At 39.3% G+C, this 15172-nt stretch carries 12 protein-coding genes and 1 pseudogene; 2 read left to right on the top strand and 11 right to left on the bottom strand.

Annotated elements, in window-relative coordinates; translation table 11 throughout:
* Positions 1-20 precede the first annotated feature (20 nt).
* The 4 genes from E4O01_RS01445 to E4O01_RS01430 form a co-directional block, all read right to left on the bottom strand.
* Entirely contained in the window at positions 21-731 is a 711-nt protein-coding gene (locus tag E4O01_RS01445; RefSeq protein ID WP_253693563.1) for a regulatory protein RecX, read from the bottom strand.
* Positions 655-1044 (bottom strand): 30S ribosomal protein S9, encoded by a 390-nt coding sequence (gene rpsI, locus E4O01_RS01440; protein WP_253693560.1) that lies wholly within the window; start codon positions 1042-1044, stop codon positions 655-657. Before rpsI ends, E4O01_RS01445 begins: the two co-directional genes overlap by 77 nt.
* Positions 1045-1054: 10 nt before the next feature.
* Positions 1055-1483, bottom strand: coding sequence for a 50S ribosomal protein L13 (rplM, locus tag E4O01_RS01435; RefSeq protein WP_002672109.1), 429 nt, complete (start codon positions 1481-1483; stop codon positions 1055-1057).
* Positions 1484-1626: 143 nt separating this feature from the next.
* On the bottom strand, positions 1627-1860 hold the full coding sequence (locus E4O01_RS01430) for a hypothetical protein (RefSeq protein ID WP_002670146.1): 234 nt from the start codon (positions 1858-1860) through the stop codon (positions 1627-1629).
* 320 nt (positions 1861-2180) lie between these two features.
* Between E4O01_RS01430 and E4O01_RS01425 the strand changes: the two genes are divergently transcribed.
* Complete coding sequence (locus E4O01_RS01425; RefSeq protein ID WP_253693558.1) at positions 2181-2573, top strand: hypothetical protein; 393 nt, start codon at positions 2181-2183, stop codon at positions 2571-2573.
* A 200-nt stretch (positions 2574-2773) separates the two neighbouring features.
* Positions 2774-4939, top strand: coding sequence for a methyl-accepting chemotaxis protein (locus E4O01_RS01420; protein ID WP_253693555.1), 2166 nt, complete (start codon positions 2774-2776; stop codon positions 4937-4939).
* Between the two features lie 87 nt (positions 4940-5026).
* Here the strand turns inward: E4O01_RS01420 and E4O01_RS01415 are convergent, their stop codons facing one another.
* The 7 genes and pseudogenes from E4O01_RS01415 to cfpA all read right to left on the bottom strand — a co-directional run bounded on the left by E4O01_RS01415 (position 5027) and on the right by cfpA (position 15010).
* Positions 5027-5740, bottom strand: a complete 714-nt coding sequence (locus E4O01_RS01415) for a queuosine precursor transporter (protein WP_253693553.1) — start codon at positions 5738-5740, stop codon at positions 5027-5029.
* A gap of 52 nt (positions 5741-5792) precedes the next feature.
* On the bottom strand, positions 5793-6479 hold the full coding sequence (locus tag E4O01_RS01410) for a YkgJ family cysteine cluster protein (protein WP_253693550.1): 687 nt from the start codon (positions 6477-6479) through the stop codon (positions 5793-5795).
* A 6-nt stretch (positions 6480-6485) separates the two neighbouring features.
* Positions 6486-8663, bottom strand: a complete 2178-nt coding sequence (locus E4O01_RS01405) for a DUF4954 family protein (RefSeq protein ID WP_253693548.1) — start codon at positions 8661-8663, stop codon at positions 6486-6488.
* Positions 8664-8750: 87 nt separating this feature from the next.
* Positions 8751-8882: a hypothetical protein gene (locus E4O01_RS14650; protein ID WP_256484082.1), complete on the bottom strand. Its 132-nt coding sequence runs from the start codon at positions 8880-8882 to the stop codon at positions 8751-8753.
* A 143-nt stretch (positions 8883-9025) separates the two neighbouring features.
* A pseudogene (locus tag E4O01_RS01400) lies at positions 9026-11836 on the bottom strand (putative PEP-binding protein); the annotation flags it as partial.
* A 10-nt stretch (positions 11837-11846) separates the two neighbouring features.
* The gene (locus E4O01_RS01395; RefSeq protein ID WP_253693547.1) at positions 11847-12878 is read right to left on the bottom strand and encodes a hypothetical protein; all 1032 of its coding nucleotides are present in this window, start codon (positions 12876-12878) and stop codon (positions 11847-11849) included.
* A gap of 86 nt (positions 12879-12964) precedes the next feature.
* Complete coding sequence (gene cfpA, locus E4O01_RS01390) at positions 12965-15010, bottom strand: cytoplasmic filament protein CfpA (protein ID WP_253693544.1); 2046 nt, start codon at positions 15008-15010, stop codon at positions 12965-12967.
* Positions 15011-15172 lie beyond the last annotated feature (162 nt).

The raw sequence follows: 15172 nt of genomic DNA, 5'->3' as shown, positions 1-15172 counted from the left end.
GCGTAACAATAAAACAAACTTCAAAAAAAATGAGTTTTGTTTTCAATTCCCTCCAAACATATATTTACAATACCAGTCGAAAAACCAAGCCTATGCATTCTTTGCATCAACTTTGGCTTATCCAATCCATTTACCAATTGTTTTTTTAAAGCACTTCGGCAAATATCTTCTTCAGAATGCTCTGAAAAAAAATCGTCAAGTGCATTTTCTATAACCTTAAACCCTACACCTCTTAAAGCCAACTCGGAGGCCAATCTATTGCGGCCTTCTTTCTTACTGACAGTTCTGGTGTTAAGCCAAGCTCTTGCAAATCTGCCGTCATCAAGGTATCTCTTTTCCTCAAGATAATCCAGTGCAGGATCTATCTCGGAAGCTGAAAAACCTTTTTTCCTAAGCTTTAAACTCAGCTGAAAGCGGGAATGCTCGGCTCGATGCAGATATCCCATGGCTGCACATTCAGCTGCATAAATCTTTACAGCATTGAGCAAGGCTCCTAGCGATATTTCACTTATCGGGCAGCCGCATTCCGAAACAAGACTATCAAAGTCATCATCATCAAAATACACCCGCCTTGTTACAAAAGACACTCCTTCAGAATTGATGACTTTCACCAAATCTGAAGAAGTGCTGCATATATCCGCAATAGAAAAAGGATTAACGCTTGCTGAACTGGAATCTTCGTCTTGCACCGCGCTGACCGAATTTCTTTCGTTCAACCATTCGTGAATCACGAGTAAGCAACCCGTTAGCCTTTAAAGATGCATGATTTGAAGCATCTACCTGAGCTAAAGCTCTTGCAATTCCGTGTGAACACGCACCGGCTTGGCCTGTAAGACCTCCGCCGCGGACAGTGATTATAATATCATACTTAGATTCACCTGCAGTAACCATTAAAGGTTCTTTTGCTTTTTGGATTTGTTCCGGAGTAGCAAAATATTCGTTAATGTCTTTATCATTGATCATTAACGTACCTTTTCCATCCCGAATGTATACCCGCGCCACCGAAGTTTTTCGTCGGCCTGTTCCCATTCCAATATTTTTCACTTTACTCTCCTTATACTTCAACCGCTATGGGGTTCTGTGCTTGGTGAGGATGTTCGGGGCCTGCATAGACCTTCACATTCGTTAAAAGCTTTCTTCCAAGGGGTCCCTTAGGAAGCATACCTTTAATTGCTATCATCAAGGGTTCAGCGGGTTTTTTTGCGATTAATCCGTTAAAATTGATGGATTTCAAACCGCCTACATAACCGGAGTGAGTATAGTACATCTTATCTTTAGCCTTATTTCCTGTTACGGCTACTTTTTCGGCATTAATAATTACTACATAATCACCGATTTCCTGATGAGGAGCAAACCCTACTTTGTGTTTTCCTCTGAGCATAGCTGCAGTCTTGGCAGCAACGCGTCCAAGCGGCTTCCCGGCGGCATCAATCACGTACCAAGAGCGCGGCGCTTCATGTTCTTTTAAAAAAATAGTTTTCATTTAATGTATACCTTCTACAAAAATATATGCAGATAATGTGGGTTCTGATATTATAACTAAATATAGAATATATGTCAATAACCTATTAGATTTTATCAAAAACTAATCGGCATAAACTATGCCGAAATATATTCTATTAGCTTTTACTCTGCTTTATTTTCGGCAGCCTTCATAGCGGCTTCTTCTTTTCTTGCATCCTGCTTATCTTTAATATCGGCAATTCCTATAAATACGGAAATAAGACCGACAAAGGCCGCAAAAATGGGTAAACCGCCTCTTAAAAATAAAAGAATATCCTGCCCCCAAGCCAATCCCATGGGGAGAGCTGCAATAACCGTAAAAGCGATTAAAACAATACCAATAATAAGTGCTAGCATTCAAAGCCTCCTAGTTTCCCTTATTATTGCATATTTAAGTACTTTCGTCAACTAGAGAGAAAATTGCGAACCAGATTTTATTATGCGTATGACAGGTCTCAGCAAAGATGAAATAGAAAAACTTTAAATCAGCCTCATGATAAAAACTATGCAATCGGCATTTCCCCTGAACTTAAGTACTTGACAGATAGTATAGTATAGTCCGTACAGGCACCCGGCAAGTTTTTAAAAGAGCGGAGCTTTTATTAAAAATATTAGTGCCTGAATGGAGATTATAATGAAAAAATTTTTTGCAACTGTTATGCTTTTAGCAGTGTCGCTTGCTTTCTTGGGATGTCCCCACAAAAAACAAACACCATCAACACCTTATTTCAAAAATAATTGATATTGAACCCACAGGTATAACTTTGCCTGAAATTCAAGGTAGAGACACAAACTCAAAATTAAACTTTAAAATAACTAAACACAGCCCCCTATCCGGAACATTTGCATTAAAGAACACAACTGATAACATTGATGAAGAAGGTAAGTTCGAATTAATCGAAAGTGGAAAAGCCAGACAAATTAAATTATCAGATGCATCGGGAACAAACGCTGCCACATTGAATAAAATACATAATATAGCTGATGCCGGTAATAGGACTGTTCATTTCGATGGAGGCGCTGACCAAAAGTATGAGTTTGATCTTAAAACTCTTATAATGGTCGAGTAGAATTATCGGCTGTTTTTAGGTTCATCAAATTAAAACCCCAACGGATACTCCGCATCCGCCGGGGACTTTTTTTTACCAGAATTTTTAACAAAATATTCAATAATTTGTAAAAATTCAAATACAAAATCTTGCATTATTCGAAATATGGGTGTAAACTATTTATACAGGGCATAATTAAAAGTGTATTTTGAGGAGGAAAAATGAAAAACAGGGAATTGGTTATTGCGGAAAATACCGCAAAAAAAGAAGTAAGCGTTCGGGAAAGAATACCGGAAGATAAAATTTTTTCTATAGGAAAAAAACTTCTTATTCTTTTTGCTTCAATCGTTATTATTTCGGTGTCAACCCAAGGAATTATCGGAACACTCATGGCACGAAAGGCAATTCTTCAAAAGATAGAAATACATTTAACCGATAAGGCTACAGATACGGCAGATCTGATAGATGCAATGGTTTACTCTTTTTTAAACTTTGTTTCCAGCGCTTCCAGAGCATCCGAACTGCGGGACATCAATAGACCCTATTCGGAAAAAATAGCCTATTTAAAAAAAGAAGCGGCTTTTAACCCGAGAATAACCGAATTCTCGATAACCGATGTAAACGGAAATTGTCACACACTTGACGGACGGGTATTTAACGTCAATGACAGGGAATGGTTTAAGAGAGCTTTGGCAGGAGAACAGTTTGTAAGCGAACCCTATGGTTCAAAGACTGACGGAAATCTTGTAAATACTCTTTCCGTTCCCGTATACGACTATGACAATAAAATAATCGGAGTCCTTGCAGCAGATACTCCCGGAACAGAACTTTCGGATGACATAGATCATATCACAGTCGGAAGAACAGGATATTGTTTTATTTTGGGAAAAACCGGTAATGCCGTAGCACACCGCAACAGAACCTTGGTTTTAAATCAAGACAATTTTCAGGAAAACGCCAAAACAAATCCTGCATTAGTTTCAATTGCGAACTTTGCAAAGCAGGCCATGCAGTCGGAGAAACCTTCCATAGGATATTATACATTTAACGGAGAAGGAAATATCGGTTCCTATGCCATAATGAAATCTACGGGCTGGATGGTAGTCATAAGAGCTCCTGTAGAAGATTTTTTGGATACGGTACATAGTCTGCAATACCTGATGGTTGCAACAGGCTTTACCCTTTTAGGAATTGCACTGGTATCAACCTTTATTACGACCCGCAGGATGATTCTGCCATTGCAAAAAGTCGTCTTAGCTTTAAAGGACATAGCCCAAGGCGAAGGAGACTTAACGGTACGTCTCCCCGTTACAAACAATGATGAAGTTACACTCCTTTCAAAATACTTTAATCAAACAATCGAGAAAATAGGAAACTCGATTAAATCGGTAGAGACAAACACAAATACGATGCAGTTCATCGGAGATGAACTTGCAAGCAATATGACACAAACAGCCAGCGCCGTAGACGAAATCAATTCAAACATAGACAGCATAAAGGAGCAAGCTCTGACTCAGGCAGCGAGTGTAACGGAAACTGCGGCAACAGTCGAAGAAATTATACGCACCATAAAACAGCTTAACAGCAGTATTGAAACGCAGGCGGCGAGTGTTGCCGAATCTTCTTCATCTATTGAAGAAATGGTAGCCAATATCGCATCGATTACACAAACTTTGGGAAAAAGCGACAACATTATAAGAAATTTAGCCGATGCCACAGCTGAGGGTAAAGACAAGGTTTCTACGGCAAACGATGTAACCCAAAAAATTGCAGAAGAATCGGGAAGTTTGATGGAAGCCTCAAATGTTATACAGCACATTGCAAGTCAAACAAATCTTCTTGCAATGAATGCAGCGATTGAAGCCGCCCATGCAGGAGAAGCCGGTAAAGGTTTTGCAGTAGTTGCCGACGAAATCAGAAAACTTGCAGAAGAATCGAGCGCGCAAGGCAAAACAATTACTTCGACCCTTAAAAACCTCTCCGCCGAAATAGAACTATTGGCAGATTCGGCTAAAACCGTAGAAGGAAAATTCAATTCGATATTCACTCTTGCAGAAAACGTAAAAGAAATGAGTAACACCATAATGGAGGCAATGAGTGAACAAGAAAACGGCAGTAAAGAAGTTCTCACGGCAATCCGCAATATCAACACCGTAACACAGGAAGTTAAAGAAGGCTCATCGGAGATGCTCAAAGGAGGCGAAGGCATTGCGCGCGAAATGAGTAAACTTGATGACCTTACACGCACAATTACAAGCCGCATGAACGAAATGGCTTCCGGTGCCTTACAAATAAATCATGCTGTACAAGAAGTACAGGGCATAACCCAAAAGAACAAAAAGAGTATAGAAGGTTTAGCAGAAGAAGTAATGAAATTTAAAGTTTAACAAATAGTAAAGTAAAAAAGTTATAAGTTTAACCCATCCCTAATTTTTAGGGATGGGTATTTTATTATTCGGCCTTTAGGCGGAATTTTATTTTCCAGGAAGGGGATTATAACTTACATCGTAGTCATAAACGTCAATCTGTTCATGTTTTTTTACAAAAGAAATTACCTTATAGGTTAGAGGAGTAAATATAACTTCTATAAAAGTTTTAAAAAGATAGTTTGAAAAAATCATCACGATAAGAACATTTAAACTGTAAAGGCCTAAAAAAGCAATCACTACAAAAACTATGCTGTCCAAAAGCTGCCCCACTAATGTGGAGCCTATTGTTCTAAGCCATAAATGCTTACCCTTTGTTATTACTTTTAACTTGGATAAAACAACTGAGTTGGAATACTCTCCGACAAAATAGCCGCAAAGGCTGCCCGCAGAAATACGGGGCATCTGCAAAAGGATGTTGTCAAAATCTTTTTGAAATACCCATTCAGCCTCAGCCGGAAGCACGCTGACAAGCCAAATATTCAGACTCATAATAAGGAGCATAAAAAAACCGGTCCAAATAACTTTTCGGGAAGCCTTATATCCGTAAACTTCCGCTAAAACATCCCCAAAAATATAAGAAAAAGGAAAAAGAAGAGTACCTCCGTCAAAAACGAAGGGGCCGATTTCGACCATTTTTGCCGCAAGAATGTTCGACAAAACCAAAATGCCTACAAAGAGTCCGGAAATTACCGGCAAGAAATTCGTTTTCTTAATGGGATCCGATTCATTTACGCCCCGGTTTAATTGTGTATTTTCCATGAGCGGGATACTAACATAAAGAGAAAAAAAAGGGAAGACGCCTTAAAAAGTCTTATGAAGCAAGGGGCGGAGTTTCCGGATCTGTGTCCGGTTCAAATTCCGGATTATGCGAATATTTTTCAAGCATGAGAATTTTCGAAATTGCCGCAGGCAAGGCCTCTCGAAGCGGAAGAGGCTGAGATAAACCTTCCGTCATAAAACATAATATGCGCGAAGAAAAATCGCTCATTACCGGCGGCAAAATTCCAAAAGCATCAAGTAAATCATTTTGCAAATATTGCCGAATTTTTGAAGCGGAAAGTTCTTTATCTACAGAAACAAGGTATTTACAAGGTCTCCAGCGTACCGAAAAATCTTTTCCCCTGTCTCCCGAATAACCGAAAAGACGACATATCAAACACCGTCCGCCATAAACGGTACAATGATAAGGATTATCTATATCGAATAGGAGGCATCCGTTTTCTTTATCCAAAACGTTTTCATTAAATTTGCCTTCTAAGATTTGCAAGGCTCTTTCCCTTTGGTGGAAAAGAAGCCAGGATGCAAGATAAAGAGCCTCAACCTCATATATTTCAGGCTCAAAATGAATACAGCACTCTCCGCAGCCTTCTATACATTTAATGGGGCATTTTGACATCCATTCAACTTCAGCTTCTTCAATTTCTTTATACACCTTGTCCAAAAGTAAAATCATTTCGGCCGTGTTTGTGTCTTTAAAACTTTCGGTTTCTTTTTTCATTTTTATTTAAGCCTTATGCCTTTTAAAAAGATTGAGATAATATTTTGTGTCTTCCTTCGATTCCCGTATTAAGGCATTATCTTCTACATTTCCTAAAACGGCATTCCTTTCTTGAGGATTGCGGTAAGTAATATCCCTAAAATGATTATTGTAATCTTTGTTTTTTGTATAAAAGATTTGCTCTTCAATGTATTTACGAATATTGCACGCTTTATCTAAAAGAGTATTCCATAGAGCCGTATCGACGGCTTTAACCTTCATTACCCTGCATAAAACTGCATAGGCATTTTCGGCCTTATCAATCCTATAAGAATCATAGGCTGCATCATACGCAGAGTGAATATCTTTCCAAGTTTTAAACTTTCCGCTTTTTATCCCGGTTTTAATGGAATCGATTTTTCTTTCGGGGATTAGCTGACCGCCCATATTGACCCAATTAAAATCGGTCTCTTGTGAAAGTTTAAAGTCTTCAATGGAGTTTCCGATTTTATCGGCAAAATCATTTTTGTCAAAATATTCTGCCAATGCGGTAACGCCGTACCAGATAAGCATATCCCGATAAGCCTCGTAAGATTCTACAGCCTTAATTATTTTTACGGTACGTTTTGACCTTTCGATATTTTCGCCTTTTACAAAAAGTTTTTTTGCCTCATCTTTTTTATCTTTTAGAATATTGTCTATTTCTAAAGGATGATTTCCCGCTTCAACCCATGCAGAACATATCCATTTTTCGAGGAGAGAACAAGATTCCAAAATTTCTGCAACAGTGTCGGGAGCAAGATAGTTTGTTTCGATGTGCTGAGTCTTTGTTTTTCTCTTATCTCTTTTTAAAAACTTTTTGTTGTTACGCTCGATGGCATACATGTTGTACATCCAATAATAAGCGGGTATAATTTCGAGCCTATCCTCATGAGCATCATTCAATACTAAACTAAACGGGAACGGAATATCAAGTTCGGCCGGATAGTTCGCCTTCGATAAAAGAACAAATGAAGCAAAACGGCTGTTATGTTTGAGTGTTGTTGAAAGCCCCGGCCAAAATCCGCGGCCTGCAATAATTTCACCGTCATTTCCTCTTGTGTTATGATTGGAACCTACGGTAGCACCTGCCGCCATATTAGACTGTCCCTGAATCATGGCCGCTACCAAAAAAGAATTGTTGTGATGCTGCTCATGATAAGGAAAGATAAGGGCATTTAAAACTTCACAACAAGAAATTGTAGAATTATCTCCGACGATGGAGTGAATAAGGCGGGTTCCGTACTTTAATTCGCAATTATTTCCAATAACAAAGCGTACAGCTTTTACACCGTAAAAAACACGGGAGCCGAGACCTATTATGCCGTTTACAAGTTCTACACCCTCCCCTATTTGTGAAGGTTCATCGGCAGTCGATTTTATCGTTAAATTTTTTAGTTTGTTTGCACCTTTTACGTACACCGATGAGCCGAAGTTAACGTCTTTTATAATGCGGCAGCTTTTTATGGCCGAATCTTCACCGACTTCACCGTAATAACCTCGTCTTGAATCTTGAGAATTTTGGGTAATCTCTTCAAATTTTTTTATTAAAGCTGCATCATCCCTGTATCGCGCCCACATAAAGGCATCAGAGGTAATCAAATCATAGAAGGGGAAAACTTCCCTTCCGCCAGCTTCATTTATTACGTCAATCTTTACTCTGATTTTTTCATCTTCGCCTTCTTTTACCAGGCCTTCACCGAATTTGGAGTGATCTGTAGTACACATTTCATCTATTCGGCTTAAGATAACTCTGTCGCCTATTATATAATGTGAAAGATAGGCACAATAATGTATTGCGCAATTTTCTCCTATATCGCACGAAATTATTTTACTGTTTGTAATTCCGGCAGGAGCCGTAAAATCATGATATTTTAAATAGAAATTTTGCATTGAAGAAATACGGACTAATCCTGCAAACATGCTGTTGGTTATCAAATCGGTATCAAAAGGATCTTCAACCAAGACTTTTGACCAGTCCGTACTGGAATTTCCGTTTTTTATCAAACGTTCAATTTCTTCAGAATCCAATTGGCGGTACTTATTCTTTTTATGATTTGTTTGATTAAGTCTTATATAATATTCATCCTTACCCGCAGGTAAGTATTTACTATCAATAAAATCATAACCGAAATCTTCGGAATTAATTATCTGCATTTTAGCCATAGGATTCTCCAAATTAAGCGTATATAAACACACAAATACACAGCAATGTTACAAAATACTATGGCGTATTCCGTAATTTTTTAAGATTTAGTTCCCGAAAAAAACGGACGCAGTATTTGAGCAACTGCATAAATAGGCATTGTCTGAATAATAATTTTCCCCTGCCCTAAGTTTACATACTACGGCAGGAAAAGAATCTTCTACTATTTTGTACTCCATAAAAAACTCCTTACTTGAAAGATTGAAATAAATTTAAAACGGCTCCAAAAATTCGGAGCCGTCTAAAATTGAAACTACTTAGATTTTTTTGCCTTAGGTCTGCCCCTCTTGCCGGAAGCAGCTTTCTTTGCCGGTGCGGCTTTTTTTGCAGGCGCAGCCTTTTTTACGGATGCAGCTTTTTTTGCCGCGGGCTTTTTTGCAGCCGGTTTTGCTTTTGCAGCCTTTTCTTTTTTCTCGGCAGCTTTAGGAGCGCCTGCCGGTTTTGCTGCAGCAGTTTTACGTGCAGGCCCGATTTTAGGCTCAAGCTTTATCCCTGCTTTTTCGGCATTTTCCAATTCAACCTGAGCTATAGAAAGCAAGGCTATCGGAACCGAATAAGAAGAACACGAAACATAATCCAATCCGGCTTCCATGCAGAAGCGTACGTTTTCGGGACGGGCTCCATGTTCACCGCAAAGACCCAAGTGCAAGTCGGGACGGGTAAGTTTACCGCGTTGAATTGCAATTTCGATTAAATCGCGAACCCTGCTGTCAAGAACGGCAAAGGGGTTTCCGTCAATCAAATCGTACATGGTATAGTCCGGCATAAAACTGTTAAAGTCATCGCGTGAAAGACCCAATGTTGTCTGCGTTAAATCGTTTGTTCCGAATGAGAAGAACTGAGCATATTTTGCAATCTCATCGGCACTTAAAGCAGAAGCCGGAAGTTCAATCATGGTTCCAACCTTGTAATCAAGATCTCCGCCTTTTAAGGCAGTTCTAACTTCTTCGGCAATGGCATCGATACCCTGATAAGTATGACCTTCTATCTTCTTTCCGTAAATAATCTGCTTTAGCTCTCTAAAGTTCATTATAAGAGGAATCATTATTTCGGGACGAACATCAACCTTTTCCTTTTTCAGTTTATAAGCTGCTTCAAAGATAGCTCTTATCTGCATAGCATAAATTTCAGGATAGGTTATTGCTATTCGGCAGCCCCTATGACCCAACATCGGGTTTATTTCGGAAAGTTTTTCAATTTCGGCGGTTAAATCCTTTTTATTTACCTTTTTCTTTTGAGCAGTCAAGTACTTTACAAAACCGTCAAGCTCAACATCATTATGAGGCAGGAACTCGTGTAAAGGAGCATCCAATAAGCGGATAGTAACCTCTTTGCCGTCCATAGCCTTGAAAATACCGTAGAAATCCTCGGTCTGAACCTTTCTAAGTTTTTCAAGAACTTTTTTCCTTTCGTTTTCGCTTGGTGCCAAAATCATTTCGCGGAAGGTATTGATACGTTTTTCGTTGAAGAACATGTGTTCCGTTCGGCAAAGACCTATACCTTCAGCACCGAAATCCAAGGCGAGACGGGCATCACGCGGGCTGTCTGCATTGGCTCTTACATGGAAATCGGATAAAAAGCTCTTTGCAAGGCTTATAAAATCCAAAAGACCTGAAGTTTTAGGATCCGGCTCAATCAGTTTAGCCTCTCCAAAATAAACGGTAGAGTCGCCGTAATAGGGAACATTGAGCGTAATATAATCGCCTTCATTTATTGTAACACCTTCAATAACGGCTTTTTTTCCGCTTATTTTCATGTCGGGGCGTACAAGGGATATTTTACCGTACTGTCTGGCAACAACTGAAGCATGAGCCGAATAACCGCCCTCATTCGATATAACACCGGTAGAAACTTCGATACCCTTTACGTCTCCTGCATAGGTTGCGGGCATACACAAGATACATCTTGTATCCATGCCCTGGAGTTTGGCAGCTCTTTGAGCTTCGATAAGGGAGTCGGCCGTAAAATAAACTCTTCCTACAGCAGCACCAGGAGCTCCGGCAATACCGCCCTTTGAAGATTTGATACCCTTTGTGCTCATAATATCGATAACGGGATGCAAAATCTCATTTAACTGGCCGGGTTTAACGGCTCTTACAACGTACTCGGCATCCACGATTTTGCGGTTATATAAATCAAGAAGAATCTGAACCATGGAGATGGTGCTTTTAGCTTCAACGGATTTTTGCTCGATGAGCCAAAGTCTTCCGGCTTCAATTGTAAAGCGGATATTGCGGATATCCTTTGTATAATCTTCAAGCTGCCATGCAATTTGCTGTAAATGCTTTAAATATTCGGGCTTGATGGAATTGATATCCTTACCTTCGTCATTTGCTTCATTAAATTTTTCGGCGAAGAATCGGCCCTGCAATTTCTTTTCACCGTTTACGATATTTCGGCTAAAGAATGAACCTGAATATGAATCTTTACCATAGTTTCCGTAAACCATGGGCTGAATTAAAAGAGCAACATCATGATCCGTATCTTCTTCAAGAGCCAAAAGCCTGCCGATAAGGCGGATGGATTCTTCGAGCTGAACTTTGCAATCATCAAAAAAGTGAGCAGGTAAAAATTTAGCATATTTATCCATGATTGCACATGGTTTTAACTCGATTTTTCCCGAATTCATTGTTTCTTTGATTTCGTGTAAGACTTTTTCCAGTTCGCCGGCTTTCTTTTCATTCTTCTCCAACTCAGCTATCTTTAAAATAACGGTCAAAATACCGTTAAGCAAAAAGAGGGCTTCATTAGCGGCAAAGTCTTCACCTACATTTTCCTGAAATCCTATTACCGTGTCCTTGGTAAGACCGAAGTTATGCAAAGTCGGGTAGCTTGTAATAAGCATGTTAGGCGAAATAACCAATTTTAAAAGTAAAGGAGACTCATCATCGCCGTACTTCTTTTTTACCTCCGTTCCGAATTTGGTTAAATATGGAGTAATTTCGGAATAGACTTTTGTATCGCCGATATCCTGCATTACGGAAGCATCGATTATGATACCCGGCAATATAGGAAGTTTTAATTCCGCAAATTCATTTGCCTGTCTTCCTCGAATTCCCAATAAGTTTTTATCAACTTTTTTGCCGACAGTTTCTTTACTGTTAAAAAAATGTATATTGTTAGATATCTTCACTTTTTACTCCTTAAAATAAATTTAAAACGGTATCAGGCGAGCCTCGCAAAAAAGCTTCAAACATAGGACTGGCACCTTGCCTAAAATATTTCGATAACTTTGAAAGGTCGTTAATTTCTTCTGCAGAAACGGCAAACTGGATTGTACTTCCATGTTTAACCTTTCCCCACTTAAACAATGTATTTATATCTACAATACGCTCTCCGTCATAGTATACCATAACTTCAGCATCTTGATATTTTGCAGTATAACTTCGAATGATTCTCTTCCAGGCTTCAACATTTCCGTTATGGAAAAGTTCATTTGAAACAGGAACCGAAACAAGCTGCGACATTTTTTTCGGGCCTGTAGATACGGCAGAAGGACGCTCCAAATGAGAAGGAACGAAACTTGGCTGCACTTTTTTTGCCGCAGGAGCAGCCGAAACTGCAACTTTTCTACCGGGTTTCTTTGCAACAGCTTTTTTAGCTTTTGCGGGAGCAGTCTTTTTGGGTTCAACATATATGAAGGGACCTGATTTTACTGATGCAGGAACAGAACAAGTTTTCTTTTCAAATAATTTGCGTATAGCCGAAACAACCGAATCGGCAAGACCTTTATCAACAGCTCCTCTGTCTTGTTTTCCGACAAAGATTAGGAGAAGCTCATTTTTTCTAAAGCCCTGAATAACTTGAGCGGCAGCAGGATTTTTCGGGTTTATAACAATAAAGCCCAAATCGGGGTGATCATAGCCGAAAACCAAATCAATACCTGCCCATTTAGAAACTTCGGCTACAAAGGATGATGCATCATCCAAGATAAATTTTAAATTTTCAGATACAACTTTATAATTCCATTTATCCAGCAGAGAAACAGACAAGATGGATCTAACCTGTTCAGGCTTTATCGTTTGTTCTCTTATCATCATATTTATTCTGTCCGCAATGTTTTCCTTGGGATTACAATCCTCTAAAATTCCTATAACAGACTGAATATGTTTAACGGATGCATTAAAATCAGTCTTTTTAGCAAGCGGAACAAAAAAATTAGCCATATTAACCATAATTACTCCTTTTTTAAGCAAAAGCCCCCGAAACGGGGTTGTTCCAGGGGCTTAATTTTTAATCAGTTAAGCTCTAAATTTATAAATTAAATTTCTCTGATTCCTGATTTAGCCTTTCTTCGGCCTCGTCCTGAATCAACAGAGCCTGTTTTCTTTGCTTTAGCAGCACCTCTCTTGGGTCCGCGGCGTTTAGCCGGAGAGCTCACAGCTTCGGCTGCGGGAGCTTCAATGGCGGGGGTGCTGTTAATCATATCGATAAACTGTGAACGGCCTGCAACTTCACCGGCTTTGGGATCTTCATCGGCAGCAGCAAAGCTTTGTGCGATATCGGCACGAACTGTAGATCGTCGTCGGCTGAATGAAGCAAAAGCGGCATCTGCAAAGCCTTTTGATACACCATGCAAGAATTCGTTAAGCACGTTAGCCATTCCGTCCAATGTAGCCTTCTTTCGCTTGATTGATGTAATATCGAGATCGAGCAAGAGACCGGGCTGAATATGGAAAGGATTGATCAAATAGTCGAATTTATTAAATTCGGCTTCAATGAATGAAAGTCTGTCTTCGATAACGCGTCTTTCGATAGGATATTGATAATCATATAAATCCTTCATTCGTTTGCGCATAATGATAAGCTTCTTGCGGAGCTTGTCTTTTTCGTAGACATAGGTTCGGTTCATCTTTTCAACTTCGGTTTCGGGAGGCTTAACAAAGGAGATTTCATCCCAAACCTTGGCGGTGTCTTCGTATACGGGTTCACCGGATTGATCCTTGTACTTTCGTTTGATGAATTTCTTATAGTTGGCGGCCAAATCGCTAAAGTCTGTGATCTTGGTCATAAACTTGGATTTGTCGTAAGTAGCCCGTACTACATCCCACAAATGCTGAATTTCAGTTTCGAAGGAGCTCATCATTACTTCATAAGCCTGTCTTTCGGCAAGTAACTGAGCATTGTCATAGTACTTGAGGCGGATTTGATATCTTTCATCGGGAAGATTAGCGATATCTGTGTCATCATATTCACGTAAGATCAATTCACGAGCATTCTTTAAGTTTTCGATGTACTGATATCCCATCTTTGAAGTGTCAAGGATTGAAGTAATCGAGTTGATAGCTGTGTTGAATCCGCGGTTTCTGATGTTTTCGAGGTCGATAATCTTTTTGATGTTTTCACGAATATTGAGCTGATCAAATGTTTCAGGATCAATTTCTGCTCTCAAGTTGTTGATTCTTTCCATAAGAAGCTTGGATACTACATCGTATCTCTTACTCTTGGGATTTTCGACATCGTCATCCGTTATATCACTTACTTTATCGATTTTTGCAAAAATGATTTCGCCGTCGGACAATTCATCCAATCCCTGATCAATTCGTCGGTCTTTGATCTTTTCAATTTCCTTGTCGATTACATCCATATAGTGATTTGACAAGAGGTCTTTGATAAGATATTCAACCGTTGATTGATACTGGAAGATCGGGCTGATAAGCTCCGTATCAAGAATGTTTACGGAAAGCTTAACATCGGTTACGGTCTTGGGCTTGTAGAGGTTGTCTTTAAATGCACATTTTACAATTGAGTATGCATTTTCACCTCGAACGAAAGCACCTACGTCCGTTTTCTGTCTTAACAATGAGTTTGTTAAGGTTTCCAAATCATTAACACCGCGCTGTACATGGCCCTGTAAGTGTCCGTACATGTTTACAATCGATTTTTCGATTTCGCCTGTGTTAAACTTGTCAGCACCGCCAACTGCATCAAGAAGGGTAGCGATTTCTTTCGGAGTATAGCGGTCGAGAACTTTCATTTCTTCTCGGTCGATAAATCCTCGAACTTTCTTGAGCATTTCATCTTCAGCCGTTACCATGTATCGGTTGAACATGTTTTGGTAGTTCTGGTTAAAGTAGTTATACAACTTTTCCTTAACACCGCCCATGATGTCCAATCTTTCAAGAACTTCTTTGGGAAGCTTTGTGGTCAAGTGGTGTAACACTTTGTTTGTTTCTTCTTCAATCAGCTGATTTACTTCTTTCTGCTGATCACGGTAATCTTGAGCTAATGAGTTCCTTGAACCGACAGCACTGGGCTTCTCGGGATGGAATACATTCGGGCTCTGTGGTAGATCTAAATTTGCCATTCCTAACTCTCCTTACTTTTAGCAATTTTGTTACATTACAATATATATCACTATTATATAATTATAAACATATTTCGCAGAATGTAAAGACTTTTTATTTAAAGTTGATGATTTTTTTTTGAATATGTTATATAATATGCATATAAAACACGGAAAAAGGAG

The sequence above is a fragment of the Treponema sp. OMZ 790 genome, assembly GCF_024181285.1.
Lineage (GTDB): Bacteria > Spirochaetota > Spirochaetia > Treponematales > Treponemataceae > Treponema_B.
The sequence above is the reverse complement of the archived record's forward strand: the minus strand, read 5'-3'. Positions and strand labels throughout refer to the sequence as shown.

Excerpts from the sequence above, each read along its gene's own strand:
- E4O01_RS01395 (WP_253693547.1), bottom strand. The coding sequence starts at position 12,878 with ATGGTTAATATGGCTAATTTTTTTGTTCCGCTTGCTAAAAAGACTGAT.
- E4O01_RS01430 (WP_002670146.1), bottom strand. The coding sequence starts at position 1,860 with ATGCTAGCACTTATTATTGGTATTGTTTTAATCGCTTTTACGGTTATT.
- E4O01_RS14650 (WP_256484082.1), bottom strand. The coding sequence starts at position 8,882 with ATGGAGTACAAAATAGTAGAAGATTCTTTTCCTGCCGTAGTATGTAAA.
- E4O01_RS01405 (WP_253693548.1), bottom strand. The coding sequence starts at position 8,663 with ATGGCTAAAATGCAGATAATTAATTCCGAAGATTTCGGTTATGATTTT.
- E4O01_RS01420 (WP_253693555.1), top strand. The coding sequence starts at position 2,774 with ATGAAAAACAGGGAATTGGTTATTGCGGAAAATACCGCAAAAAAAGAA.
- E4O01_RS01410 (WP_253693550.1), bottom strand. The coding sequence starts at position 6,479 with ATGAAAAAAGAAACCGAAAGTTTTAAAGACACAAACACGGCCGAAATG.
- rplM (WP_002672109.1), bottom strand. The coding sequence starts at position 1,483 with ATGAAAACTATTTTTTTAAAAGAACATGAAGCGCCGCGCTCTTGGTAC.
- cfpA (WP_253693544.1), bottom strand. The coding sequence starts at position 15,010 with ATGGCAAATTTAGATCTACCACAGAGCCCGAATGTATTCCATCCCGAG.
- E4O01_RS01415 (WP_253693553.1), bottom strand. The coding sequence starts at position 5,740 with ATGGAAAATACACAATTAAACCGGGGCGTAAATGAATCGGATCCCATT.